Source organism: Kribbella polygonati (assembly GCF_050320105.1).
In the GTDB taxonomy this organism is placed as follows: domain Bacteria; phylum Actinomycetota; class Actinomycetes; order Propionibacteriales; family Kribbellaceae; genus Kribbella.
Window position 1 is genome coordinate 8,579,099 of the sequence record NZ_CP190129.1, and the last position, 22,690, is coordinate 8,601,788.

At 69.9% G+C, this 22,690-nt stretch carries 21 protein-coding genes; 14 read left to right on the plus strand and 7 right to left on the minus strand.

All coding sequences use genetic code 11. The features are described 5' to 3' along the window. Window positions 1–11: 11 nt before the first annotated feature. Window positions 12–326 carry a WhiB family transcriptional regulator gene (locus tag ACQHIV_RS41375; RefSeq protein ID WP_427890121.1) on the plus strand — a complete coding sequence of 105 codons (315 nt, stop codon included), beginning with the start codon at window positions 12–14 and terminating at the stop codon, window positions 324–326. Here ACQHIV_RS41375 and ACQHIV_RS41380 read toward each other — a convergent pair. Next, window positions 323–1,549, minus strand: coding sequence for a sodium:proton exchanger (locus ACQHIV_RS41380; RefSeq protein WP_427890123.1), 1,227 nt, complete (start codon window positions 1,547–1,549; stop codon window positions 323–325). The two genes, ACQHIV_RS41375 and ACQHIV_RS41380, sit on opposite strands and share 4 nt — an antisense overlap. Before the next feature lie 228 nt (window positions 1,550–1,777). Here ACQHIV_RS41380 and ACQHIV_RS41385 point away from each other — a divergent pair, with 228 nt between their 5' ends. Genes ACQHIV_RS41385 through ACQHIV_RS41395 form a run of 3 tightly spaced genes read left to right on the plus strand, consistent with a single transcriptional unit; the run spans window position 1,778 to window position 4,002 of the window. Beyond that, a complete protein-coding gene (locus ACQHIV_RS41385) occupies window positions 1,778–2,965 on the plus strand; it encodes an RNA-guided endonuclease InsQ/TnpB family protein (RefSeq protein WP_427896666.1) in 1,188 nt (395 codons plus the stop codon). A gap of 15 nt (window positions 2,966–2,980) precedes the next feature. Then, window positions 2,981–3,376, plus strand: coding sequence for an ArsR/SmtB family transcription factor (locus tag ACQHIV_RS41390; protein WP_427896668.1), 396 nt, complete (start codon window positions 2,981–2,983; stop codon window positions 3,374–3,376). Further along, a complete protein-coding gene (locus ACQHIV_RS41395) occupies window positions 3,376–4,002 on the plus strand; it encodes a hypothetical protein (RefSeq protein ID WP_427890125.1) in 627 nt (208 codons plus the stop codon). The genes ACQHIV_RS41390 and ACQHIV_RS41395 overlap by 1 nt, the downstream gene beginning before the upstream one ends. A gap of 1 nt (window position 4,003) precedes the next feature. Here ACQHIV_RS41395 and ACQHIV_RS41400 read toward each other — a convergent pair whose 3' ends face one another. The 3 genes from ACQHIV_RS41400 to ACQHIV_RS41410 are packed head-to-tail and all read right to left on the minus strand — an operon-like array spanning window position 4,004 to window position 8,670. Beyond that, a complete protein-coding gene (locus ACQHIV_RS41400; RefSeq protein ID WP_427890127.1) occupies window positions 4,004–4,726 on the minus strand; it encodes an AAA family ATPase in 723 nt (240 codons plus the stop codon). Window positions 4,727–4,739: 13 nt separating this feature from the next. Next, window positions 4,740–4,916, minus strand: coding sequence for a DUF6104 family protein (locus ACQHIV_RS41405; RefSeq protein ID WP_185759093.1), 177 nt, complete (start codon window positions 4,914–4,916; stop codon window positions 4,740–4,742). A gap of 1 nt (window position 4,917) precedes the next feature. Then, entirely contained in the window at window positions 4,918–8,670 is a 3,753-nt protein-coding gene (locus tag ACQHIV_RS41410; protein ID WP_427890129.1) for a multifunctional oxoglutarate decarboxylase/oxoglutarate dehydrogenase thiamine pyrophosphate-binding subunit/dihydrolipoyllysine-residue succinyltransferase subunit, read from the minus strand. A gap of 461 nt (window positions 8,671–9,131) precedes the next feature. Here ACQHIV_RS41410 and ACQHIV_RS41415 point away from each other — a divergent pair, with 461 nt between their 5' ends. The 4 genes from ACQHIV_RS41415 (at window position 9,132) to ACQHIV_RS41430 (ending at window position 14,147) form a co-directional block, all read left to right on the plus strand. Next, window positions 9,132–9,803 (plus strand): FadR/GntR family transcriptional regulator, encoded by a 672-nt coding sequence (locus tag ACQHIV_RS41415; RefSeq protein ID WP_427890131.1) that lies wholly within the window; start codon window positions 9,132–9,134, stop codon window positions 9,801–9,803. A gap of 15 nt (window positions 9,804–9,818) precedes the next feature. Then, window positions 9,819–10,028, plus strand: coding sequence for a DUF6343 family protein (locus ACQHIV_RS41420; protein ID WP_427890133.1), 210 nt, complete (start codon window positions 9,819–9,821; stop codon window positions 10,026–10,028). Between the two features lie 149 nt (window positions 10,029–10,177). Continuing rightward, on the plus strand, window positions 10,178–11,758 hold the full coding sequence (locus tag ACQHIV_RS41425; protein WP_427890135.1) for an ABC-F family ATP-binding cassette domain-containing protein: 1,581 nt from the start codon (window positions 10,178–10,180) through the stop codon (window positions 11,756–11,758). Window positions 11,759–12,071: 313 nt separating this feature from the next. After that, entirely contained in the window at window positions 12,072–14,147 is a 2,076-nt protein-coding gene (locus tag ACQHIV_RS41430) for a copper-translocating P-type ATPase (protein ID WP_427890137.1), read from the plus strand. Here ACQHIV_RS41430 and ACQHIV_RS41435 read toward each other — a convergent pair. Continuing rightward, the gene (locus ACQHIV_RS41435) at window positions 14,124–14,657 is read right to left on the minus strand and encodes a TetR/AcrR family transcriptional regulator (protein ID WP_427890139.1); all 534 of its coding nucleotides are present in this window, start codon (window positions 14,655–14,657) and stop codon (window positions 14,124–14,126) included. The two genes, ACQHIV_RS41430 and ACQHIV_RS41435, sit on opposite strands and share 24 nt — an antisense overlap. A gap of 54 nt (window positions 14,658–14,711) precedes the next feature. On the opposite strand from ACQHIV_RS41435, the gene ACQHIV_RS41440 reads away from it, so the two are divergent. Further along, window positions 14,712–15,008, plus strand: a complete 297-nt coding sequence (locus ACQHIV_RS41440; RefSeq protein ID WP_427890141.1) for a DUF2218 domain-containing protein — start codon at window positions 14,712–14,714, stop codon at window positions 15,006–15,008. Between the two features lie 5 nt (window positions 15,009–15,013). On the opposite strand, the gene ACQHIV_RS41445 is transcribed toward ACQHIV_RS41440, so the two are convergent. Both ACQHIV_RS41445 and ACQHIV_RS41450 read right to left on the minus strand, forming a co-directional pair. Then, window positions 15,014–15,565, minus strand: coding sequence for a DUF305 domain-containing protein (locus ACQHIV_RS41445; RefSeq protein WP_427890143.1), 552 nt, complete (start codon window positions 15,563–15,565; stop codon window positions 15,014–15,016). Between the two features lie 51 nt (window positions 15,566–15,616). Then, the gene (locus tag ACQHIV_RS41450) at window positions 15,617–15,994 is read right to left on the minus strand and encodes a DUF6153 family protein (RefSeq protein ID WP_427890145.1); all 378 of its coding nucleotides are present in this window, start codon (window positions 15,992–15,994) and stop codon (window positions 15,617–15,619) included. A 124-nt stretch (window positions 15,995–16,118) separates the two neighbouring features. On the opposite strand from ACQHIV_RS41450, the gene ACQHIV_RS41455 reads away from it, so the two are divergent. From ACQHIV_RS41455 to ACQHIV_RS41475, 5 genes are all read left to right on the plus strand, one after another. Then, window positions 16,119–17,468 carry a purine-cytosine permease family protein gene (locus ACQHIV_RS41455; protein WP_427890147.1) on the plus strand — a complete coding sequence of 450 codons (1,350 nt, stop codon included), beginning with the start codon at window positions 16,119–16,121 and terminating at the stop codon, window positions 17,466–17,468. A 24-nt stretch (window positions 17,469–17,492) separates the two neighbouring features. After that, a complete protein-coding gene (locus ACQHIV_RS41460; protein WP_427890149.1) occupies window positions 17,493–19,052 on the plus strand; it encodes a hydantoinase/oxoprolinase N-terminal domain-containing protein in 1,560 nt (519 codons plus the stop codon). A gap of 172 nt (window positions 19,053–19,224) precedes the next feature. Continuing rightward, on the plus strand, window positions 19,225–20,298 hold the full coding sequence (locus ACQHIV_RS41465; RefSeq protein ID WP_427890151.1) for a DUF917 domain-containing protein: 1,074 nt from the start codon (window positions 19,225–19,227) through the stop codon (window positions 20,296–20,298). Beyond that, complete coding sequence (locus ACQHIV_RS41470; RefSeq protein WP_427890153.1) at window positions 20,295–21,398, plus strand: DUF917 domain-containing protein; 1,104 nt, start codon at window positions 20,295–20,297, stop codon at window positions 21,396–21,398. The genes ACQHIV_RS41465 and ACQHIV_RS41470 overlap by 4 nt, the downstream gene beginning before the upstream one ends. A 169-nt stretch (window positions 21,399–21,567) precedes the next feature. Continuing rightward, window positions 21,568–22,638, plus strand: a complete 1,071-nt coding sequence (locus ACQHIV_RS41475; protein WP_427890155.1) for a DUF917 domain-containing protein — start codon at window positions 21,568–21,570, stop codon at window positions 22,636–22,638. Window positions 22,639–22,690: the final 52 nt, after the last annotated feature.

Sequence of the window (22,690 nt, forward strand, 5' to 3'; positions counted from 1 at the left end):
AGGAGCAGCTGATGAGGCCTACTTTGACGGTGATCGTTGACCCGGCCGACAACTGGATGGCGAAGGCCGCGTGCGTCGGGCAAGCGCCGTCGTACGACGAGACGGCCAGCCAGTGGGAGCAGCGGAAGGCGCAGGCGATCTGCCTGACGGCCTGCCCGGTGATCGACCAGTGCCGCGAGTGGGCCCGCCGGACCAAGTTCACCGGCACCGCCGCCGGCGAGAAGTTCCTCTCCGGCCGCCGCCGCGGCCGCCCCGGCCCGCAGGAACGCCGTACCCGCCCGCCGGTCCTGACCCCTGACATCCTCGGCGACCAGCAGGCGAGCTAGACCTCGACGAGCTCGCGGTCCTCGGCGACCTCGGGGGTACGACGGAACGGCGCGGTGATCGTGGGGACGAGCTGCTTGCGGTTGTGGACGGCCGCGCCGATCGCGAGCAGCAGGTAGATCGCGCTGATCACGTAGCGGCCCGTCTGACCGGGTACGGCGAACTGGACGGCGAACAGGCCCAGCAGCGTGAAGGCCGCCCAGCGGGGGAAGCGCAGGTTGAGCAGGATCGCGATGCCGAGCAGGGTCTGCGTCGCGGTCAGCAGGAACTCCTCGATCTGGCGCCCGTCGAGGTGCAGCGCGGCGCCACCGCCGCCGATGCCGTACGCGATCGGCAGGCTGCCGATCAGCAGGGTCCACTGGTTCACCTTCGCGGAGATCAGCAGGCCGAGCGCGGCCGCGCCCTTGCCGCGCCAGGCGAACAGGATCGCGACGATGAACTCCGGCGCCTCGGACGCCAGCGGTGCCAGCCACTGCACCAGCAGGAACTGGTCGATCCCGAGCGCCTGACCGCCCGCGACGAGCGAGTCCGCGAACGGCTCCGCCGCCGCCAGGATCACCCCGGCGGAGACGAGGAACATCGCGGTCACCAGGATCCGGCGCTGCAGTTGCGGCAGCGCCCCGATCGTCGCGGCCGGCCCGATCAGGTCCGGCTCGTCGTCGTGGCCGGCGGTCGCCGCGCGGTACAGGTAGAACGCGAAGAACGCGAGCAGCAGTACGCCGAGCACGAGGTGGATCTGCCCGGTCACCGGGATCACGAACGCGACCACGCCGGCGACCGCGAGGAAGCCCAGCTCGCGCCTGTACCCGGACTCGAGGACCAGCGACTTCACGGTGCGCCCGCTGCGCCGCGAGGCGACGTACAGGCTGATCAATACGACGACGGACCAGCCGAGGCCGAGGAGCAACCGGTTGGAGCCGGTCATGTTCGCGGCGGCGTACTGCACGTAGTCCGGGTTGGAGCCGGCGGTGTGCGCGAAGTACAGGTCGACGGCGTACTCCGGGAGGACCGCGATCACCGCGAGCAGCGCGATCGCCAGGCCGCCCGAGATGTCCATCTCCGCCGCTTCGGCGGCCCAGGCGAGCACGAACGACGCGGCGACCACGGCGAGGCCGAAGATCGCGATCGAGGCGGCGGCCGGGGGATGGGTGCCGGTGAGGCGCAGGACGACCGCGGGGATCGCCACCAGGAGCAGCAACAGCACGGGGCGGATCGCTCGGAACATGGTTCCATCCTGCCTCGGTTTTGATACTTTCGCAATTGCGAAAGTGTGAGACCGTCCTCACCTCGGCCCGGCGCGCTGTCCGCAGAGTCGTGCTCCAGCCACAATGTGTCTGGGACGCCACCGCGGTACCTGCTGACGATGACCCGGTGCACATGCATCGCTCGGAACGTGCCGACCACGACGACAACCCCCAGAACTTGTCGTAGACCAGGTGTTAGATGTGGAGTCATGGGAGTGACAACCAGTTCTGCGCGGTTCACCTACCGCCTGCGTCTCGGCTCGGGGGCCGAACGATTGCTGCTGTCGGAGTGGGATCGTTGCCGCTGGGTATGGAACGAGTGCGTTGCCGCGTCGAGGACGGCGTACGAGCGGGGTCAGAAGATCGGTCCCTCGATGCTGGACAAGATGTGCACGCAGTGGCGTGCGGACAACGAGTGGTTGCGGGCCGGTACGTCGATCCCGCAGAAGCAAGTCGTTCGCGACTTCAGCAGATCGCGTGCGAAGGCGGTCAAGGACATCGCGGACAGGTTGCCGGTGGGCCGCCGGGCTGGGATGCCAGGCTTCAAGAAGAAGGGAACATCGGATCCGACGCTCAACTACACGCGCAACGGCTTCCGTCTCAAGGGCGGGAAACTCAACCTTGCCGGCGGAATCGTCGCCAACGTGGTGTGGTCGCGGCGGTTGCCGTCGGTGCCGTCCAGTGTCCGTGTCTACCGCGACCCGCTCGGGCATTGGTACGCGTCGTTCGTCGTCCAAACCGAGACGCTGCCGCTGCCGGTGACCGGCGCGGTCCTGGGGATCGACTGGGGCGTCAAGGAGATCGCGACAACCACCAGCGGAAACTACGACCTGCTGCACCCAGGCTTCGGGCGGAAGGCGTCGGCCAAGCTTGCGGCCCTTGACAAGGCCGTATCGCGGCGACGCAGGCCGAAGGGCCAATCGCTAAGCAACGGCTACCGCACGGCGAAGAGGCGCCGGGCGAGGCTGCTGAAGAAGATCTCCCGGCAGCGTCAGGACTACGGCCGCAAGTGGGCCAAGAAGGTTGTCCGCGACCACGATGCGCTGGCCGTCGAGGACTTCCGCCCGAAGTTCCTCGCCAGATCCACGATGGCCAAGAAGGCTGCCGACGCCGCCATCGCCGCTACCAAGCACGCCTTGGTGGAGATGAGCCACAAGCACGGCAGGACCGTCCTGCTGGTACACCCCGCGCACACCACAATGGACTGCGCGCAGTGCGGAGCGAGAGCCAAGCACGCACTGCCGCTGGGTGAGCGCACCTACACCTGCATCGCGTGCGGAGCGGTCTCGCCCAGAGACAAGAACTCCGCGCGTGTAATGCTCAACCGGGCAGGTCTGAACCCGGATGGTGCTGATCGCGGAAGACCTCTTCGGTCGCCGACTGGAAAGGCAGCGTGAGCCATGGATCCCAACATCGCCACTGGAGACGGGAGTCCCCCGCATTCAGGGCAGGGAGCAGTCAACAACCCTGAACCGACGAAGGCGCAGCTCGAATCCGCCGCGGGCACCTTCGCCATGCTCTCCGCTCCGGTCCGGCTGCACCTCGTGTCGCTGGCCGCCCAGGGGGAGTACGACGTCGGAACCCTGGCGGAACGCGTCGGCGTGAGCATCGCCACCGCGAGCCAGCACCTCGGCAAACTCCGCCTGGCCGGCATCATCACCGCCCGCCGCGAGGGCCGCCGGCACATCTACACGGTCGACGACCCGCACGTCCTCAACCTGGTCGACCAGATCTTCGAACACATCGCCCCTGACGGCTCCCTGGCCCCCGACCCGCCGCGGCGTACCCGGCCGCCGCACACCGACTGATGCAGCGCGCCGATCTGGCCGCCGCCGTGCGGTCCGCGCTGCAGTCCTGCAGCCCCGCGTCGACGACGAGCCTGCTGGGGTCGCTGGCGTCCGGGACGGCGGATGCGTACAGCGACATCGACGTCCAGTGGGTGGTTCCCGATGCGGACTTCCCGAGCTGCCTGGAGCGGGGTCTCGCGGCGCTGAGTTCGGTTCGGGAGGTCGAGTCGGTGCGGGTCGACCCAGACTTCCGGCATTCGGATCGGCGGCGGGTGCTGTTCGTCCGCTTCGTCGGCGTACCGCTGTTCTGGCGTCTCGACCTCGCGGTGTGCGCGGCCTCCGTCGCCGACGATCCGCGGTACGACGCCGACAACCCGGGGGCGCGCGCCGCGGACGACGAGTGGTCCCGGCCGGACAGCGCACTCGCGAACGCGCTCGGAGCTCTCAAAGCAGTACTCCGGGAGCGGCCCGCTGATGCCCGCGCCCTGCTGGACCGCGGCTTTGAACGGATCGGCGTGCCGGAGCGCGCGACCGGCGTCTGGCCGGACGACATCCGCCGGCTGGCGCACGCGGCGGCAGCTCAGGACGCGGGCCTCGCGGATCTCGCGATTCGCATCACCACGCTGACCGACCACGAGCTGGCCTGACTTACAGCACGTGCCGGAGGTACCGCCCGGGTGCTTGCAGGTAGGACTGCCAGTTCTGTACCAGGGTCAGGTCGGACCAAGTGGTGGGGCGGATACCCCAGTCGCCGACCTCGAGGATGGTCGCGCCGGGGAGGGCTGCGATCACGGGGGAGTGGGTGGCGCAGAGGACCTGGGAGCCGGATTCGGCCAGTTGGTTCAGTACGCCGACCACGGCGAGGCTGCTGGAGAACGACAGGGCTGACTCGGGTTCGTCGAGGCAGTAGAACCCGTGCCTGGTGAACCGGTCGCTGATCAGGTTGAGGAAGCTCTCGCCGTGGCTCATCTCGTGGAAGTGCGGGTCCTCGCGGGCCTGACTCGGGTTCTGCTCCAAGTACGTGTAGAAGCCGTGCATTGTCTCTGCGCGGAGGAAGAACCCGGCGCGTTTGGCGCCGACGCCGCGGGTCAGTTGGAGGTCGGCGGCGAGGGGGGACTCGGTGGCGCGGGTGGTCAGGCGTGCGCCGGTCGAGCCGCCCTCCGGGGACAGGCCGAAGGCCATCGCGACCGCTTCCACGATGGTGGACTTGCCGGCGCCGTTCTCGCCGACGAGGAACGTCACGCCCGGCTCCAGGTCCAGCCCGTCGGTCAGCAGTTGGTGTACGGCGGGAATCGTGTGCGGCCAGGCCCCGGACACACGAACGCCCTCCGCCGCGGCGACCCGGCGTACGGGCTGCGTGGCGAAGGGCATTCGCTCAGAATAACTACTCGTCCTCGTCGTCCAGCCGAGCCAGCCAGGTGGCGAAGCGCTCGACGGGCGTCTCGAACTCGGGGTTCAGGTCGACGAACTCACGGAGCCGCTCGGCGACCCACGCCAGCGTGACATCCTCCTCGCCACGCCGCTTCTCGAGTTCCTCGATCCCTCGGTCGGTGAAGTACATGTCAGCTGAAGGCCTGCTTCAGCAGGGTCGCCTGCTCGGTGCCGTGGACACCGTGCGAGCCGACCGCCGGAGCGGACATGGCCGGCCGGGACACCCGGTAGAACGGCTTGCCGCCCAGGTGCTCGGTCAGGTTCAGCGCCATGAACGGCCACGGACCCTGGTTCGCCGGCTCGTCCTGGACCCAGCGGATCTCGGTGGCGTTCGGGTACTTCGCCAGCTCGGCGACGATCTCCTCGTGCGGCAGCGGGTACAGCTGCTCGACCCGGAGGATCGCGGTGCTGATCTTGTCCGGCTCGACCTTCTTGCGCTCGGCGAGCAGGTCGTACACGATCCGGCCCGAGGCCAGGATGACGCGCTCGACGGCGGACGGGTCGGCCTCCGCCTCGGCGTCGCCGAGCACCGGCCGGAAGGTGCCGTGGGTCAGCTCCTCCGGCTGCGACACCGCCTCCTTGCGCCGGAGCAGCTGCTTCGGCGTGAAGACGACCATCGGGACGTGCTCCTCGCCGAGCGTGTGCCGGCGGAGCAGGTGGAAGTACGACGCCGGGGTCGACGGCTGCGCCACCGTCATCGCGTCCTCCGCGCACAGCGCCAGGAACCGCTCGATCCGGGCCGAGGTGTGGTCCGGGCCCTGGCCCTCGTAGCCGTGCGGCAGCAGCAGCACGACGCCGGACTTCTGGCCCCACTTCGCCTCACCGGACGAGATGTACTCGTCGATGACCGACTGGGCGCCGTTGACGAAGTCGCCGAACTGCGCCTCCCAGAGCACCAGCGCCTCCGGCCGCGCCACGGAGTACCCGTACTCGAAGCCGAGCGCGGCGTACTCGCTGAGCAGCGAGTCGTAGACGAAGAAGCTCGCCTGGTCGGCGTCCAGGTGCTGCAGCGGGACGTGGTCCTGGCCGTTCACCCGGTCGATGATCGCGGCGAACCGCTGGACGAACGTGCCGCGGCGGCTGTCCTGGCCGGCGAGCCGGACCGGACGACCGTCGAGCAGCAGCGAGCCGAACGCGGTGATCTCCGCGCTGGCCCAGTCGAGCGGGCCCTCGGTGATCGCGTGCGCCCGGCGCTGCAGCTGCGGCTGCACCTTCGGGTGCACGGTGAAGCCCTCCGGCAGCGTGGTGTACGCGTCGGCGATCTTCTTCAGCACCTCCGGCGTGATCGCGGTCGCGTCCGGGCCCTCGGGCTTGTCCGGGTACTCCGGCGCCGTCACGTACGGCGGCGGGGTGTCCGGCTCGTTCTTCGCGTCCCGGACCTCGGCGAACACCCGCTCGAGGCGCTGCTGGAAGTCCTGCATCGCCTGCTCGGCCTCTTCGATCGTGATGTCGCCACGACCGATCAGGGCCTCGGTGTACAGCTTGCGGACCGAGCGCTTCTGCTCGATCAGGTCGTACATCAGCGGCTGCGTGAAGCTCGGGTCGTCGCCCTCGTTGTGACCGCGGCGGCGGTAGCAGACCAGGTCGATGACGACGTCCTTGTTGAACGCCTGGCGGTACTCGAACGCGAGGTCCGCGACCCGGATGCAGGCCTCGGGGTCGTCGCCGTTCACGTGGAAGATCGGCGCCTGCACCATCCGCGCGACGTCGGTGGAGTACATCGACGAGCGGGACGAGGCCGGCGAGGTGGTGAAGCCGACCTGGTTGTTCACGATCACGTGGATCGTGCCGCCGGTCCGGTAGCCGCGCAGCTGGGACAGGTTCAGCGTCTCCGCCACCACGCCCTGGCCGGCGAACGCCGCGTCACCGTGGACCAGCACCGGCAGCACCGGGAACGCCGCGCCGCGGTCGAGCAGGTCCTGCTTGGCCCGGACGATGCCCTCGAGCACCGGGTCGACGGTCTCCAGGTGCGACGGGTTCGCCGCCACCGAGACGTTGATCTTGTCGCCGAACTCGGAGACGAACTCGCCCTCCGCGCCCAGGTGGTACTTGACGTCGCCGGAGCCCTGCACGGTCCGCGGGTCGATGTTGCCCTCGAACTCGCGGAAGATCTGGCCGTACGACTTGCCGACGATGTTCGCCAGCACGTTCAGCCGGCCGCGGTGCGCCATCCCGATCGCGACCTCGTCCAGCCCGGCGCCGGCGGCCTCCTCGCAGAGCTCGTCGAGCAGCGGGATCGTGGTCTCCGCGCCCTCCAGCGAGAACCGCCGCTGGCCGACGTACTTGGTCTGCAGGAAGGTCTCGAAGGCCTCGGCCTCGTTCAGCTTGGCCAGGATCCGCAGCTGCTCCTCGCGCGGCGGCTTGGTATGCGGGCGCTCGACCCGCTCCTGGATCCACTTGCGCTGCTCCGGGTCCTGGATGTGCATGTACTCGATACCGGTGGTCCGGCAGTACGAGTCGCGCAGGATGCCGAGGATCTCGCGGAGCTTCATGAACCGCCGGTCGCCGCCGCCGAACGAGCCGGTGGCGAACTCGCGGTCCAGGTCCCACAGCGTCAGGCCGTGGGTGGCGACGTCCAGGTCCGGGTGGCTGCGCTGCTTGTACTCCAGCGGGTCGGTGTCGGCCATGATGTGGCCGCGCACCCGGAACGCGTGGATCAGCTCGAGGATCCGGGCCTGCTTGCTGATGTCCTCCTCGTGGCTGTGCGGGAGGTCGGCGGCCCAGCGGATCGGCTCGTACGGGATCCGCAAGCTCTGGAAGATCTCGTCGTAGAAGCCCTCGCCGCCGAGCAGCAGCTGGTGGATCCGGCGCAGGAACTCACCCGACTGGGCGCCCTGGATGATCCGGTGGTCGTACGTCGAGGTCAGCGTCATCACCTTGCTGACCGCGAGCTTGGCCATCGTCTCCTCGGCCGCGCCCTGGTACTCCGGCGGGTACTCCATCGCGCCGACGCCGATGATGCAGCCCTGGCCGGTCATCAGCCGCGGCACCGAGTGCTGGGTGCCGATGGTGCCCGGGTTGGTCAGGCTGATCGTGGTGCCCTGGAAGTCCGGCAGCGCGAGCTTGTTGTCCCGGGCCCGGCGGACGATGTCCTCGTACGCCATCCAGAAGTCGGCGAAGTTCATCGACTCGGCGGCCTTGATCGACGGCACCAGCAGCTGCCGGGTGCCGTCGGGCTTCTGCATGTCGATGGCCAGGCCCAGGTTGATGTGGGCCGGCTGCACGTGCGTCGGCTTGCCGTCGGTCTCGTCGTACGACGCGTTCATCTCGGGCAGCGTCTTCAGCGCCTTGACCAGCGCCCAGCCGATCAGGTGCGTGAACGAGATCTTGCCGCCGCGGGCGCGCTTCAGGTGGTTGTTGATCACGATCCGGTTGTCGATCAGCAGCTTGACCGGCACCTGCCGGACGCTGGTCGCGGTCGGGACCGTGAGGCTGGTCTCCATGTTCTGCGCGGTGCGCGCCGGTGCGCCGCGGAGGATCTGCCGCTCGGCGTCCGCGCTGGTCGCGGGGGCCGGCTTGGGCTGAGCGCTGGGCGGCTGGTTCACCGTGCCTCCGGTCGGGGCTGCTGTGGCTGCGGTAGCGGCCTGCGCAGGGGCCGGTGCTGCGGGTGCTGCGGGTGCGGCCGGGGCGGGCGCGGCGGTCGTACCGCGGCTCGGCGCCTCGGGCGTCTTGTTGTCGGACACCGCATCCGGCCGGGGAGCGTCGGCCGGGGTGGTCGTCACCGGCTTCGCTGCACCATCGGGGCTGTAGGTCTTGAAGAAGTCGTGCCAGGCGGGATCCACCGAATTCGGGTCCTGCTGGTACTTCTCGTACAGCTCGTCGACCAGCCATTCGTTCGCACCGAAGGCTGCTAGGGGATTGGTGTCTGATGGCTCGGTGGCCACTTGGCAGTTCGCCTCTTCCGATTTCGGGTCCGGTACCACGGGTGGTTAATGCTGATGTTATGGGTGGTGTCCCAAGCAAAGGCTAATAGCACGCGGAGTACTTCCACAGCCGGGGACCACCGGACCAGTGTGTCGAGTGGTCGGGCCTCAGTGGGACGATCCGTCCGCGCCTGAAACACTGCCCACAAAGGTGTTTCAGGCCACACTCCCGCCGCGCACCCCGGCCGGCTGCGGACAGCGACGGTCATAGTTCCGGGACGCCTTGCAGAGGTGGCTTTCCGGCGCCCTCTCCGGGATCGCCGCGACCGCCCGCTGAGCGCGGTTGCGCACTGTATGCAGTTGCGCACTAGCCGCTCGTGATGGTCACAGGTGTGGTCAATGTCACGCTCCGAATCAGTCCACCTGGGCATGATTGGCCTTCAGCCCTCGGGCGGTGGCACCGCCGGCGCCATACTGAGGGGATGGCGCTGACGGACGAGGCGATCGTCAAGATCAAGGGGATGATCACCTCCGGGGAGCTCGGACCGGGGGATCGGTTGCCGAAGGAGGCGGACCTGGCCGCCCGGCTGGGGCTGTCCCGGAACTCGCTGCGGGAGGCCGTCAAGGCGCTCACGCTGGTCAACGTGCTGGACGTCCGGCACGGCGACGGGACGTACGTGACCAGCCTCGACTCGGCGCACCTGCTGGACGCGCTGAACTTCATGGTCGACCTGCACCGCGACGACTCGGTGCTGCAGTTCTTCGAGGTACGCCGGTTGCTCGAGCCCGGCGTCGCCGCGCTGGCCGCGAGCCGGATCACCCCCGAGCAGGTGATCGAGCTGCGGCTGCTGTGCAGCGACCTCGCACCGGACGCCGGGGTCGAGGAACTCGTCGCGAACGACCTGCGGTTCCACCGCGGGATCGCCGAGGCGACCGGGAACCAGGTCGTCTGCTCGCTGCTCGACGGCGTCTCCGGCGCCACCCAGCGGGCCCGGATCTGGCGCGGCGTCACCCAGGCCGGCGCGGTCGAGCGGACGCTGTCCGAGCACGCCGCGATCCTGGACGCGATCGAGAGCGGCGACGCCGAGGCGGCCCGCGCCTGGATGACCGCCCACATCGCCGGCGTCGAAACCTGGCTCCGCAAGGCGCCTTAGGGGTACATCGGAGGTATGGCTTTCGAACCGCCTCCACCGCGCAGTGCGTTGACGCTGCGGATCGTGCTGTCGGTGTTCGGGGTGGTGCTGTTCACCGCGTCGACCGTACTGGCGGTCGGGTACCGGCTGCCGTTCGGGTGGGTGGTCGTGTTCGGGCTGCTCACCGGGGTCGCGCTGGTCGATCTCGTGGTCGTTGCCTGGCGCAAGCACTCCGAAAACGGTTGAAGGGTCCGGCCGGACTCCATAAGCTTTGCGGTGTCACACTCCCGACGACAGGGGTTCGAGTTGTCGAACTGAGGTCCTCTCCCAGCCGATCGATCGCCGCCGCTCTGGCGCGCGGTCTCGTCCGAGACCTCAGTAGGAGTCGACAACTCATGAGTTTTTCCCTGTCCTGTACCGACCTGTCCTTCGCCTGGCCCGACGGCGAGGTGCTCTTCGACGGCCTGACCTTCGTGGCCGGCCCGGTCCGCTCCGGGCTGGTCGGCCGCAACGGCGCCGGCAAGTCGACGCTGCTCCGGCTGATCGCCGGGCGGCTCACTCCGCAACGCGGGGCGATCCGGGTCGCCGGCGAGCTCGGGTACCTGCCACAGGACCTGACCCTGGACACCTCGCTGCGGGTCGACCAGGCACTCGGCATCGACGCCGTACGGCGGGCCGTGACCGCGATCGAGTCCGGCGACGCGTCCGAGCAGAACTTCGCGATCGTCGGCGACGACTGGGACGTCGACGAACGCGCCGAGGCGCTGCTCGGCAAGCTCGGCCTGGGCGCGATCGGCCTGGACCGCAGCGTCGGCGAGCTGTCCGGCGGCGAGACGATCCTGCTCGGGCTCGCGGCCGAGCTGCTGCGGCGTCCCGACGTACTGCTGCTCGACGAGCCGACCAACAACCTCGACCTGCGCGCGCGGCGGCACCTGTACGACGCCGTCGACCAGTTCCGCGGGGCGCTGCTGATCGTGTCGCACGACCGGGAGCTGCTCGACCGGGTCGACCAGATCGGCGACCTGCGCAAGGGCGAGGTCACCTGGTACGGCGGCAACCTGACCGCGTACGAGGAGGCGGTCGCGATCGAGCAGGAGGCCGCCGAGCGGATGCTCCGGGCGGCGGAGGCCGACGTACGCAAGCAGAAGAAGGACCTGGTCGAGGCGCGGATGAAGATGGACCAGCGCCGGGCCCGCGGGCAGCGCGCCTTCGAGCAGGGCGGGATCCCGAAGATCATCGCGGGCGGGCTGAAGCGGTCGGCGCAGGTGTCGGCCGGCAAGCACCTCGGCATGCAGTCCGAGCGGCTCGAGTCGGCGCAGGAGGCGCTCGCGGACGCCGAGGACAAGGTCCACGACGACGACGCGATCCGCGTCGACCTGCCGAAGACCGCCGTACCCGCGGGCCGGATCGTGCTGAAGCTGGCGGATCACGTACTGCGGACCGGGGCGCACGTCGACCTGGAGATCCGCGGGCCGGAGCGGATCGCGCTGACCGGGGCGAACGGTGCCGGGAAGACCACGCTGCTGCAGTCGATCGTGGCGGGCGAGCTGCCGGCGGTGCCGTTCCGGTACCTGCCGCAGCGGCTCGACCTGCTCCGCGACGACCTGTCGATCGTGGACAACCTGGCGCTGCTGGCGCCGGGAACGGAGAATCAGGAGCGGCGGGCGCGGCTGGCGCGGTTCCTGTTCCGCGGGCGGTCGGCCGATCAGCTGGTCAGTACGTTGTCGGGCGGCGAACGGTTCCGGGCGACCCTCGCGGCGTTGCTGCTGGCGGAACCGCCGCCGCAGCTGCTGATGCTGGACGAGCCGACGAACAACCTCGACCTGGCGAGCGTAGGGCAGCTGAAGGACGCGCTCGCGTCGTACAGCGGCGCGCTGGTGATCGCAAGCCACGACGTACCGTTCCTGCGCGACATCGGCATCACCCGCTGGGTCGAGCTGACCCCCGGCGGTCTCACCGACATCGATCCGCTCTGACCGACCCACTCGCGGTCCCGCCCACTCGCGGTCCCGCCCATCTGGTCTCGCCCGCCGGGTCCCGCCCGCCCGGTCCCGCCCATCCGGTCCCGCCCGGTCCCGCGCGAGCCCGCGCCACCTCCACCTGCCCGGCTCGACCTGCTCGGTTCCACTCGGCAGGACCGCCGTCGGTCGGCCCGGTCGCGCCGAGTCGTGGCGATTGGTTCGTGGCCAGTTTCGCGAGTCGTGGATTGTGGCTGCTTTTGAGAGCCCATTCTCACGACTCGGGAAAAGAGGGGTTGAGTTGGATACCCCCAGGGGGTATGGTTTGGGTATGGGTGAGCATGAGGGACACGCGGGGCACATGGGTGGGATGGACCACGGTGGACACGAGGCGCCGGGAGGGCATGGCGCGCACGGGCACGGGGATCATGCGGCGCAGTTCAAGGACCGGTTCTGGATCAGTCTGGTGCTGGCGGTGCCGGTGGTGTTCTTCAGTCCGATGTTCTCCGACCTGCTCGGGTACATGCCGCCGGAGTTCCCCGGGTCGGCGCTGATCGCGCCGGTGCTCGGCACGGTGATCTTCCTGTACGGCGGGCAGCCGTTCCTGACCGGCGGCTGGAGCGAACTGCGGACGCGCCGCCCCGGGATGATGCTGCTGATCTCGATGGCGATCACGGTGGCGTTCGTCGCCTCCTGGGTGACGACGCTGAAGCTCGGCGGGTTCGACCTGGACTTCTGGTGGGAGCTCGCGCTGCTGATCGTGATCATGCTGCTCGGGCACTGGCTCGAGATGCGGGCCTTGGGCGCCGCGTCCGGTGCGCTGGACGCGCTCGCCGCGTTGCTGCCGGACTCGGCCGAGAAGGTGACCGACGACGGCGTGGTCGAGGTGTCGCTGCACGAACTGCGGGCGGGTGACGTCGTCCTCGTACGCTCCGGCGGCCGGGTGCCCGCCGACGGAACGGTGGTCGAGGGCCAGGCCGAGGTCGACGAGTCGATGATCACCGGCGAGTCGCGGCCGGTGTCGCGTGCCGCCGGCGACGCGGTGGTCGCCGGGACCGTTGCCACCGACAACGCGCTGCGCGTCGAGATCACCGCGGTCGGCGACGACACCGCGCTGGCCGGCATCCAGCGGCTGGTCGCGGAGGCGCAGGCCTCGTCGTCCCGGGCGCAGGCGCTGGCCGACCGGGCGGCGGCGTTCCTCTTCTACTTCGCGTCGATCGCGGGGCTGATCACGTTCGTGGTGTGGGCGCTGCTGGGCAAGCTGGACGAGGCTGTCACGCGAACCGTGACCGTGCTGGTGATCGCCTGCCCGCACGCCCTCGGGCTGGCCATCCCGCTGGTGATCGCGATCTCCACGGAGCGGGCGGCGCGGGCCGGCGTACTGGTCAAGAACCGGCTGGCGCTGGAGCGGATGCGGACGATCGACGCGGTGCTGTTCGACAAGACCGGCACCCTGACCAAGGGCGAGCCGGCCGTCACCGGCGTCGCCGCAGTCGGAGCGGTCTCCCACGACGAGCTCCTGGCGCTGGCCGCGGCCGTCGAGGCAGACAGCGAACACCCACTGGCCAAGGCAATCGTCCGGGCCCATGGCGAGCGCGTACCGGTCGGCGCCGGGCGGCTGGTCGCGTCGGAGTTCCGGTCGTTGACCGGGCGGGGCGTGCAGGCGGTCGTGGACGGATCCGAGGTTGCGGTTGGTGGGCCGGCGTACCTGCGGGAGAACGGGATCGCCGAGCCGGGCGTGCTGGAAGGTTCGGTGGCGGAGTGGAAGGCGCGGGGTGCGGCGGTGCTGCATGTGGTTCGGGATGGGCAGGTGCTGGGGGCGGTCGCGCTCGAGGACGAGGTGCGGGAGGAGTCCCGGCAGGCGGTCGCCGCGCTGCACAAGCGGGGCGTGAAGGTCGCGATGATCACCGGCGACGCGCATCAGGTGGCCGACGCGGTGGCGCGGGAGCTCGGGATCGACGAGGTGTTCGCGGAGGTGCTGCCGCAGGACAAGGACGCCAAGGTCGCGGAGCTGCAGGCGCGCGGGTTGAAGGTCGCGATGGTCGGCGACGGCGTGAACGACGCGCCCGCGCTGGCCCGGGCCGAGGTCGGGATCGCGATCGGCGCCGGTACGGACGTCGCGATCGAGTCGGCCGGGGTGGTGCTGGCCGCGGACGACCCGCGCGCGGTGCTGTCGGTGATCGAGCTGTCGAAGGCGAGCTACCGCAAGATGTGGCAGAACCTGGTGTGGGCGACCGGTTACAACGTCATCACGGTCCCGCTGGCAGCCGGCGTACTGGCCTTCGCCGGGGTCGTCGTCTCGCCGGCCGTCGGGGCGCTGCTGATGTCGATCTCGACGATCGTGGTCGCGCTCAACGCGCAGTTGCTGCGGCGGCTCGACCTGTCACCGAAGCGGCTCGTTTCGTAGACCGCTCAGCGTCACCGCCACCAGGCGCCGTACCGCCGCCTTCGACGGTACGGCGCCTGCCGCGTCGAGGGCGTGTACGGCGTACGCGGCGAGCTCCCTCGCCGGTACGTCGCTCCGTACGTCACCGAGGCGCTCCGCGACGAACTCGATCAGGTGGTCGTGGGCATGCTGCCCGCGGTGGAGATTCGGCGCGGCCGCCGGCGGATGCTCGTGCCGGATGAACGCGTACGCCTCCAGTACGTCGTCGATCCGATGCGTCCGCTCCCACACGCCATCGAGCTGCCGCAGATGCGCGGCCACCTGCCGGTGATGCCACGCGGTCAGTACCGCGTCGACGTCCCCGAAGTACTTGTACAACGTCGCCCGCCCGACCCCGGCGCGCTGCGCGACCTCCGCCATGCTCACCCCGGTCACGCCGCGCTCGTCCACCAGTGCGGCGGTCGCGTCGAGGATCGCCTCCTGGACCGCGGACCGGTGCGAGGCGATCGTGTGCTCCCACAACTTCGGCATAGCGTGATTCTATGCCTATGATCGAGACAGAGTGTCTCGAAAAAGGAGTACGCCGTGCCTGCTCTCGAAGCTCAGGTGGAAACCCCACGCGCCGACCGCTACCTGACCCAGCTCGCCAGCCACCTCTCCCACGGGCCTGGCGGCCTCCAGGTCGTGTCCGAGTCCCCGGACCAATTGGTGGTCGACCTCGGCCCGGCGACCTGGACGATCCGCTCGACCCCGGAGCGCCTGCTGCTCCGGCTGGAGGCGGAGGACCCGGCCGCCCTGGAAGACCAGAGCAGCCGGGTCGCTCACCGGATCGAACAGCTCGGCCGCCGAGACGACCTCCGGGTCGTCTGGCAGCCGTCCTGACGGGCTCAGGCTGCTGGGAGTCTGCCCAGTAGCCCCTGCATGGTGGCGATCTCGGTGGTTTGCGCCGCCTGGATCTGCTTCGCCAACGCGACGGCTGCCGCGTCCTTGCCGGTGGTTTCCTCGGTCTTGGCCATCGTGACCGCGCCCTGGTGGTGCTTGATCATCATCGTCACCCACATGCGGTCGTACATGCCGCCGGTCGCCTTCGACAGGTCGTCCATCTCCTGCGGGCTCATCATCCCGGTCATCATGTGACCGGCATGCTCGCCCGGCGTCGGAACCGGCTTGCCCCAGGTGGTCAGCCAGCCGGACATCAGCTTGATCTCCGGGTCCTGCGCCGCCTTGATCGCGGTCGCCAGCTTCTTGACCTCGGCGTTGGTTGCCTTCTGCAACGCTCCGTCGGCCATCTCGACGGCCTGCTGATGATGCGGGATCATCTGCGACGCGAAGGTCACATCGGCGTCGTTGTGACCGGCCTCCGGTGTGGCTGACTTTCCACACCCGACGGCGGCCAGCAAGACAAGTAGTACAACAGTCGTACGGTAGACGTGCGTCATCACATTCCTTGGTTTGTGTTGTAGGTACGGCGGAACAAGGCGCACGTCGGCCTATATCCGCAGTACCCCCAAGGACGACAGCACCACCAGCGGCGGCGACCGCTCGCCCAGCACCCGCGTCAGCCGATACACCGGTACGCGAACTGCACGCCACACCAGCAGACTCCGCAGCCCGAGCAGCAGCGACAGCAAGAGGACCAGACCGGTCAGCACCGCCAGGCACGCGCCGCCCATGTCGGGCATCTCGTCGCCCGGCAGCACGTGCACCTCGGCCGGATGCTCCATCGCGACCATCGACGTACCGGGCATCGCCATCGCGGTGTCGTGGTCGGAGGTCAGGCCGTGCATCGCGAACACCCCGGCGACCACGGTGAGTACGCCGAGTATCCGGAGCAGTCGCGCTCCGCGGTCGTGTCTGCGTCCGGCCATCGCGACAAGAGTACCGACCTGGGCGAGATGCACAGTCAGCACGCGCCGGGTGTGCACACTGGACGGTGATGCGGGCGCCCAGCAGCCGTACGTTCGGTGAAATCCCAGAGCTGGAGGTCCCACGATGGCCGGTTCTTCTGTTGGTGCTGACGACTACGCGCTCGCCCGGGTGCCCGAGCATGCGCGCTACTCGTGGTGGTCCGTCGCGACCCAGCGGTTCGGGCAGATCTCGGCGCTCAGCCAGTTCCTGCTCGGCGCGACGCTCGGGTTCGGGATGAGTTTCTGGCACGCGTTCTGGGCGCTCACGCTCGGCGCGGTGATCCTCGAGCTGGTCGCGGTCCTGATCGGCGTGATCGGTGCGCGGGAGGGGCTGCAGACCTCGGTGATCGCGCGCTGGACCGGGTTCGGCCAGGCGGGGTCGTCGCTGATCGGGCTGGCGATCGGGATCAGCCTGATCGGGTGGTTCGGGATCCAGTCCGCGGTGTCCGCGGCCGGCCTGAGCCAGCTGATCGGCGTACTCCCGACGTGGGGCTGGTCGCTCGTGTTCGGCCTGCTCGTCACGCTCGTCGTACTGCGGGGCTTCCACTCGATGGCGTGGGTCGCGTACTTCACGGTGCCGGCGTTCCTGCTGCTCGTCGGGTGGTCGATCATCAGCGAGCTGTCGAACCACAGCCTCGGCTCGCTGGTGAATGCGGCCCCGCCGGGTCCGCACCTGAGCCTGCTCGAGGGTACGACGCTGGTCGCGGGCGGCTTCATCGTCGGCGCCGTGATCACGCCGGACATGACCCGGTACAACCGCACGGTCGGGGACGTGGTCAAGCAGACGATCCTCGGCGTGACGCTGGGGGAGTACGTGATCGGGCTGGTCGGCGTACTGCTCGCGCATGCCGTTGGTTCGGCCAACGTGATCACGATCGTCACGTCGTCGGTCGGCTGGGTCGGCACGCTGGTGATCATCCTCGGCACGCTGAAGATCAACGACTGGAACCTCTACAGCTCCGGCCTGGGCGTGGTGAACTTCATCGGCACGGTCTTCGGCCGGCGGGTCAACCGGGCGGTCGTCACGCTCGCGGTCGGCGTCCTCGGGAGTGTGCTCGCGGCCGGTGGGATCCTGGACAAGTTCACCGAGTTCCTGATCGTGCTGGGGGTCGCGTTCCCGCCGATCGCCGGGATCATGGTCGCGGAGTACTTCGTGGTCAAGCGCTGGCGGCCCGACCTGGAGGCGTCCCGCGCCGGCGGCACGCTGCCCGCGACCGCACCCACCTGGGTCCCGGCGACGCTCGTCATCTGGGTCGGCGCGGCCCTGATCGGCAAGTACGTCGCGTGGGGTCTGCCGAGCATCAACTCCCTCGTCGTCGGCTTCCTCGCGTACGTCGTGGCCGGAAAGCTCGGCCTGATCCGCGGCATCGGCACCAGCCACACGATGGAACCCGAACCCACCACCGACCCCACCGCCCTGCCTGCAACCAACTGATCTGCCCCAACGGGAGGAACTGGAATGCGTATCGGTATCGATGTCGGTGGGACGAACACCGACGCCGTGCTGCTCGACGGCACCACCGTGCTGGCGGCGAACAAGTCCGCGACCAGTGCGGACGTGACGGCCGGCATCATCGACACCCTGGACCGGCTGCAGGCGGAGCGATCCTTCGACCCGGCGCAGGTGCAGGCCGTGATGATCGGCACCACGCACTTCATCAACGCGCTGATCGAGGCCCGCCGGCTCGCCCCGACCGCGGCCCTGCGCCTCGGGCTCCCGGCGACCGCGTCGCTGCCCCCGCTGGTCGACTGGCCGGAGCGGCTCGTCGAGGCGATCCGCGGGCGCAGCTACCTGGCGCACGGCGGGCACGAGTTCGACGGCCGGCACATCGCCGAGCTGGACGAGGACGAGCTGCGCCGGCACGCCGACGACATGCGGCAGCACGGCGTCCGGTCGGTGGCGATCTCGTCGGTGTTCTCCCCGGTCAGCAACGAGTTCGAGCTGCGTGCCGCCGAGATCCTGCGCGCCGAGCTCGGCGACGAGGTGGCGATCTCGCTGTCCCACGAGATCGGCCGGATCGGCCTGCTGGAACGCGAGAACGCGACCATCATCAACGCCGCGCTGCGCGAACTCGCCGCGTCGATCGTCGACGGGCTGGCCAGTGCCGTCGCGGGACACGGCATCTCCGCGCCGCTGTACCTGAGCCAGAACGACGGCACGCTGATGGACGTCGACTTCGCCCGCCGGTACCCAGTCGCCACGTTCGCGTCCGGCCCGACCAACTCGATGCGCGGCGCGGCCCTGCTGTCCGGGTTGGACACGTGCGCGGTGGTCGACGTCGGCGGTACGACGAGCGACGTCGGCGTACTCACACACGGGTTCCCGCGGGAGGCGACCACCGAGGTCGACGTGGCCGGCGTCCGGACGAACTTCCGGATGCCCGACGTACTCAGCATCGGCATCGGCGGCGGGAGCCTGGTTGCCTCGGACAACGATGTTGTGACGGTCGGTCCGCGGTCGGTGGGCTATCGGCTGACCGAGGAGGCGCTGGTGTTCGGCGGCCGGACGCTGACCGCGACGGACATCGCGGTCGCGGCCGGGCGGGCCGAGGTCGGCTCCGCGGAGGCTGTCGCGGACCTCGATCCGACGCTGGTGAAGGCCGCGCTCGCCCGGGTGGCCGCGGACATCGCGGACGCGGTCGAGCGGATGCGTACGTCGCCGGACCCGCTGCCGGTGGTGGCGGTCGGCGGCGGGTCGATCCTGCTCCCGGACGACCTGCCCGGCAGCCTCGCCGTCCACCGGCCGGAGAACTTCGCGGTCGCGAACGCGATCGGCGCCGCGATCGCCCAGGTCGGCGGTGAGGTCGACCGGGTGTACGCGATCGACCCCGGCCGCCGCGACGCGGTCGTCGACGAGGCTCGCCAGGAAGCCGTCGACCGCGCGGTCGCGGCCGGCGCCGACCCCGCGGCCGTCCGCATCGTCGACTTCGACGAGGTCCCGATCCCGTACCTCCCCGGCAACGCCACCCGCATCCGCTGCAAGGCCGTCGGCGACCTCCGGCTGGGGGAACCCCGATGAACGCGTACCTGCAGCCCATCACAATCGCCCGCCGAACGCCTGCCCCCGCTGGAGGCGCGGCGGACTCGACAATTGTGATGGCCTGGCCGTCCGCACCCCACCGGCCCCCTCGCACGGCGGCGGGTTGTGTTGCCGACGGCGCCTCGACTGATGCGGGAGTGGAGTGGTTGGGATGAAGTTGCGGGCTGAGGACCTGGGGGCGCTTGCTCGGGGGGCCGCTGTGTTGGGGACCGGGGGTGGTGGGGATCCGCATATCGGGCGGTTGCTGGCGCAGCAGGCGGTGAAGGAGCACGGGCCGGTGGAGGTTGTCGCCGTCGGCGAGCTTCCGGACGACGCGTGTGTGCTGCCGGTCGCGATGATGGGCGCGCCAACGGTCATGGTGGAGAAGCTGCCGTCGGCCGACCAGATCTCGGTCGCCGTGCAGACCCTCGCGAAGTACGTCGGCAAGACCCCGACCCACCTCGCCTGTATCGAGGCCGGCGGCGTCAACTCGACCGTACCGGTGATCGCCGCCGCCCAACTCGGACTGCCCCTGGTGGACGGTGACGGGATGGGCCGCGCGTTCCCCGAGCTGCAGATGGTGCTGCCGACGCTCGCCGGGATCGAGGCGACGCCGATGGCGATCGTCGACGAGAAGGGCAACCGTGGCGTCTTCGACACGGTCACCAACGAATGGGCCGAACGCCTCGCCCGCTCCGCGACCGTCGACATGGGCTGCTCGGCGATCGTCTCGCTCTACGCGATGACGGGCGCCGAGGTCCGCGGCTCGTTCGTTGCCGGCACGCTCAGCAAGTGCGTCACGATCGGCCACGCCATCGAGAAGGCCCGACGCGCGCACACCGACCCGGTCGCGGCGGTCGTGGACGAACTCGGCGGCCGCCTCCTGCACGTAGGCAAGGTCGTCGACGTGCAGCGCCGTACGACGACCGGCTTCGCCCGCGGTGACGCAGCCGTCGACGGCCTCGACGCCTCGCACGGCCGCCTGCTCACGCTGCGCTTCCAGAACGAGCACCTGGTCGCGGAACTCGACGGTACGGCGGTGGCGACCACGCCGGACCTGATCATCGTGCTCGACACCGAGTCCGGCGAACCGATCACCACCGAGGCGCTCCGGTACGGCCACCGCGTCAGCGTGCTCGCCGCCCCGTCCGACGAACGCTGGCACTCGCCGGCGGGCATCGAGCTGGTCGGCCCGCGGTACTTCGGCTACGACCTCGACCCGATCCGCGCCCTGGAGACAGTATGAGCTGGGAACTCGGCATCGGCCACCTCCGCGACCTCGCCCGCGGTGCGGCGATTCTCGGCACCGGTGGCGGCGGCGACCCGCTGATCGGCCGGCTGCTCGTCGAGCAGGCGATCCGCGAACACGGGCCGGTCACCATCCTCGACCCGGACGAGCTCGCCGACGACGCGTTCGTGATCCCGACCGCGCAGATGGGCGCGCCGACCGTGATCGTGGAGAAGATCCCGCGCGGCAGCGAACCCGTCGGCGCACTGCGGGCGCTGGAGAAACACCTCGGCCGCCGCGCCGACGCCACGATGCCGATCGAGTGCGGCGGCATCAACTCGATGATCCCGCTGCTGGTCGCGGCCCGGACCGGTCTGCCGGTGGTCGACGCGGACGGGATGGGGCGGGCGTTCCCGGAGCTGCAGATGGAGACGTTCTCGGTGTACGGCGTACCGGGGTCGCCGATGGCGATCGCGGGGGAGCATGACGAGACCGTGGTGATCGACACCGCGACCGACAACAAGCAGATGGAGTGGCTGGCGCGCGGGATCACGATCCGGCTCGGCGGCGTCGCGCACATCGCGGAGTACTCGATGACGGGTGCCGAGGTTCGTCGTACGGCGGTACCGCGGACGCTGTCGCTCGGGCTGTCGATCGGGCGCGCCGTACGCGAGGCGCGGGCGGCGCACGCGGACCCGGTCGAGGCGATCCGGGAGGCGTTGGCGCCGACGTTGTACAGCCACCTGCGGGTGCTGTTCCGCGGCAAGGTCGTCGACGTGGAACGCCGTACGGTCGAGGGCTTCGCGCGCGGGCGGGCGCGGTTCACGTCGTACGACGGGACGTCGCGGCTGGAGCTGCGGTTCCAGAACGAGAACCTGGTCGCGGAGGTGGACGGCGAGGTGGTGTGCACGGTGCCGGACCTGATCTGCGTACTGGAGGGCGACACCGCGGAGCCGATCACCACCGAAGGCCTGCGGTACGGGCAGCGCGTGACGGTCGTGGGCATCTCGACGCCGGACCTGATGCGTACCCCCGAGGCGCTGGCGGTCTTCGGGCCGGCGTGCTTCGGTCTGGACGTGGAGTTCAACCCGGTCGAGCGGCACGCGCTCGTTTCCTAGCCCCCTGGCCCGCCGTGCTGACCCCTCCGCGGCGGGCCGGGGTTCCACGCGGACCTCCAGCACTCATCAATGGTCCCGACGGCGCGGCCGCCACGCTCAGGCAGCCGCCGCGCGGGGCGGTTTGGCGCGTTTGGTGAGTGGTGGCGGTGCGCGGTGGCAGGATCGGTCCATGACCACAGTGGTCCGCGAGCAGGACCTGGAGGCGCTGGTCGTCGGGGTCACGCTGCTGGGCTCCGGCGGCGGGGGCGACACGGGCGCGTTCGGGCGGATGCTGCGGCGACGGCTCGGGGTGGGGGAGCTGATACTGCGGGACGCGGCCGATCTGCCGGGGGTATCGGTGAGCCCGATCGGGGTGGTCGGGGCGACCAGCGTGCTGATGGAGAAGCTGCCCAGCGGCGGGGAGTTCGAGACGGCGGTACGGGCGGTCAGCCGGTGGACCGGGGCGGACGTGACCGCGCTGATGTCGCTGGAGGCCGGCGGGCTGAACGGGCTGACGGCGCTGATCGCCGCGCTGGATCTGGGGCTGCCCGTGGTCGACGCGGATCTGATGGGGCGGGCGCTGCCGCGGTTGGACCAGTTCTCGTGGGCGGTGGCGGGGCGGTCGTTGACGCCTTGTGCGTTGAGTGAGCCGAGCGGGCAGGTGATCGTGGTCGACAACGTCGACGCGGCTGGGCTGGAGCGGGCAGTGCGGAGTTTTGTTGCGCAGACGGGTGGGTGGGCGGTGCTGGCGCTCGCGCCGACGCCGATCGAGGCTGCGGCTGTTGATGCGGTCGAGGGGAGTCTTACGCGGGCGCTGACCCTTGGGCGGGCGCATGGCGCGCTTGAGCCGGGTACGGCGCCGGCTGCGGTTGCCGATGGGTTGGGCGGGCGGTTGCTGGGGAGCGGGCGGGTGGAGGAGGTCGCTCGGCATGTGATCGCCGACGGCGGTGCGGCGTTCGGTCGGGGGAGCTTGTGCGTGGTGGACTCCGCCAGTCGGGCGGTGATTCGCATCGAGACGGAGAACGAGTATCTGCTCGCGTTGGTGGACGGTACGCCGGTTGTCACCACGCCGGATCTCCTGTGCGTGCTGGACCACCGTACGCTCCAACCGATCGCCGTGGACGGCGTACGCACCGGCGACGAGGTCGTCGTACTGGCCCTTCCCGGTCCCACGTGGTGGCGGCACCCGGACCGTCTCCGCCACGTAGCCCCAGAAGCTTTCGGCCTAGCCTGCCCACCCCAACTCCTGGAAGCCTCGTGACAACCCTTCTGACCGCCATGCTCACCTCCCCCGGCTGGCAAGACGTAGTAGT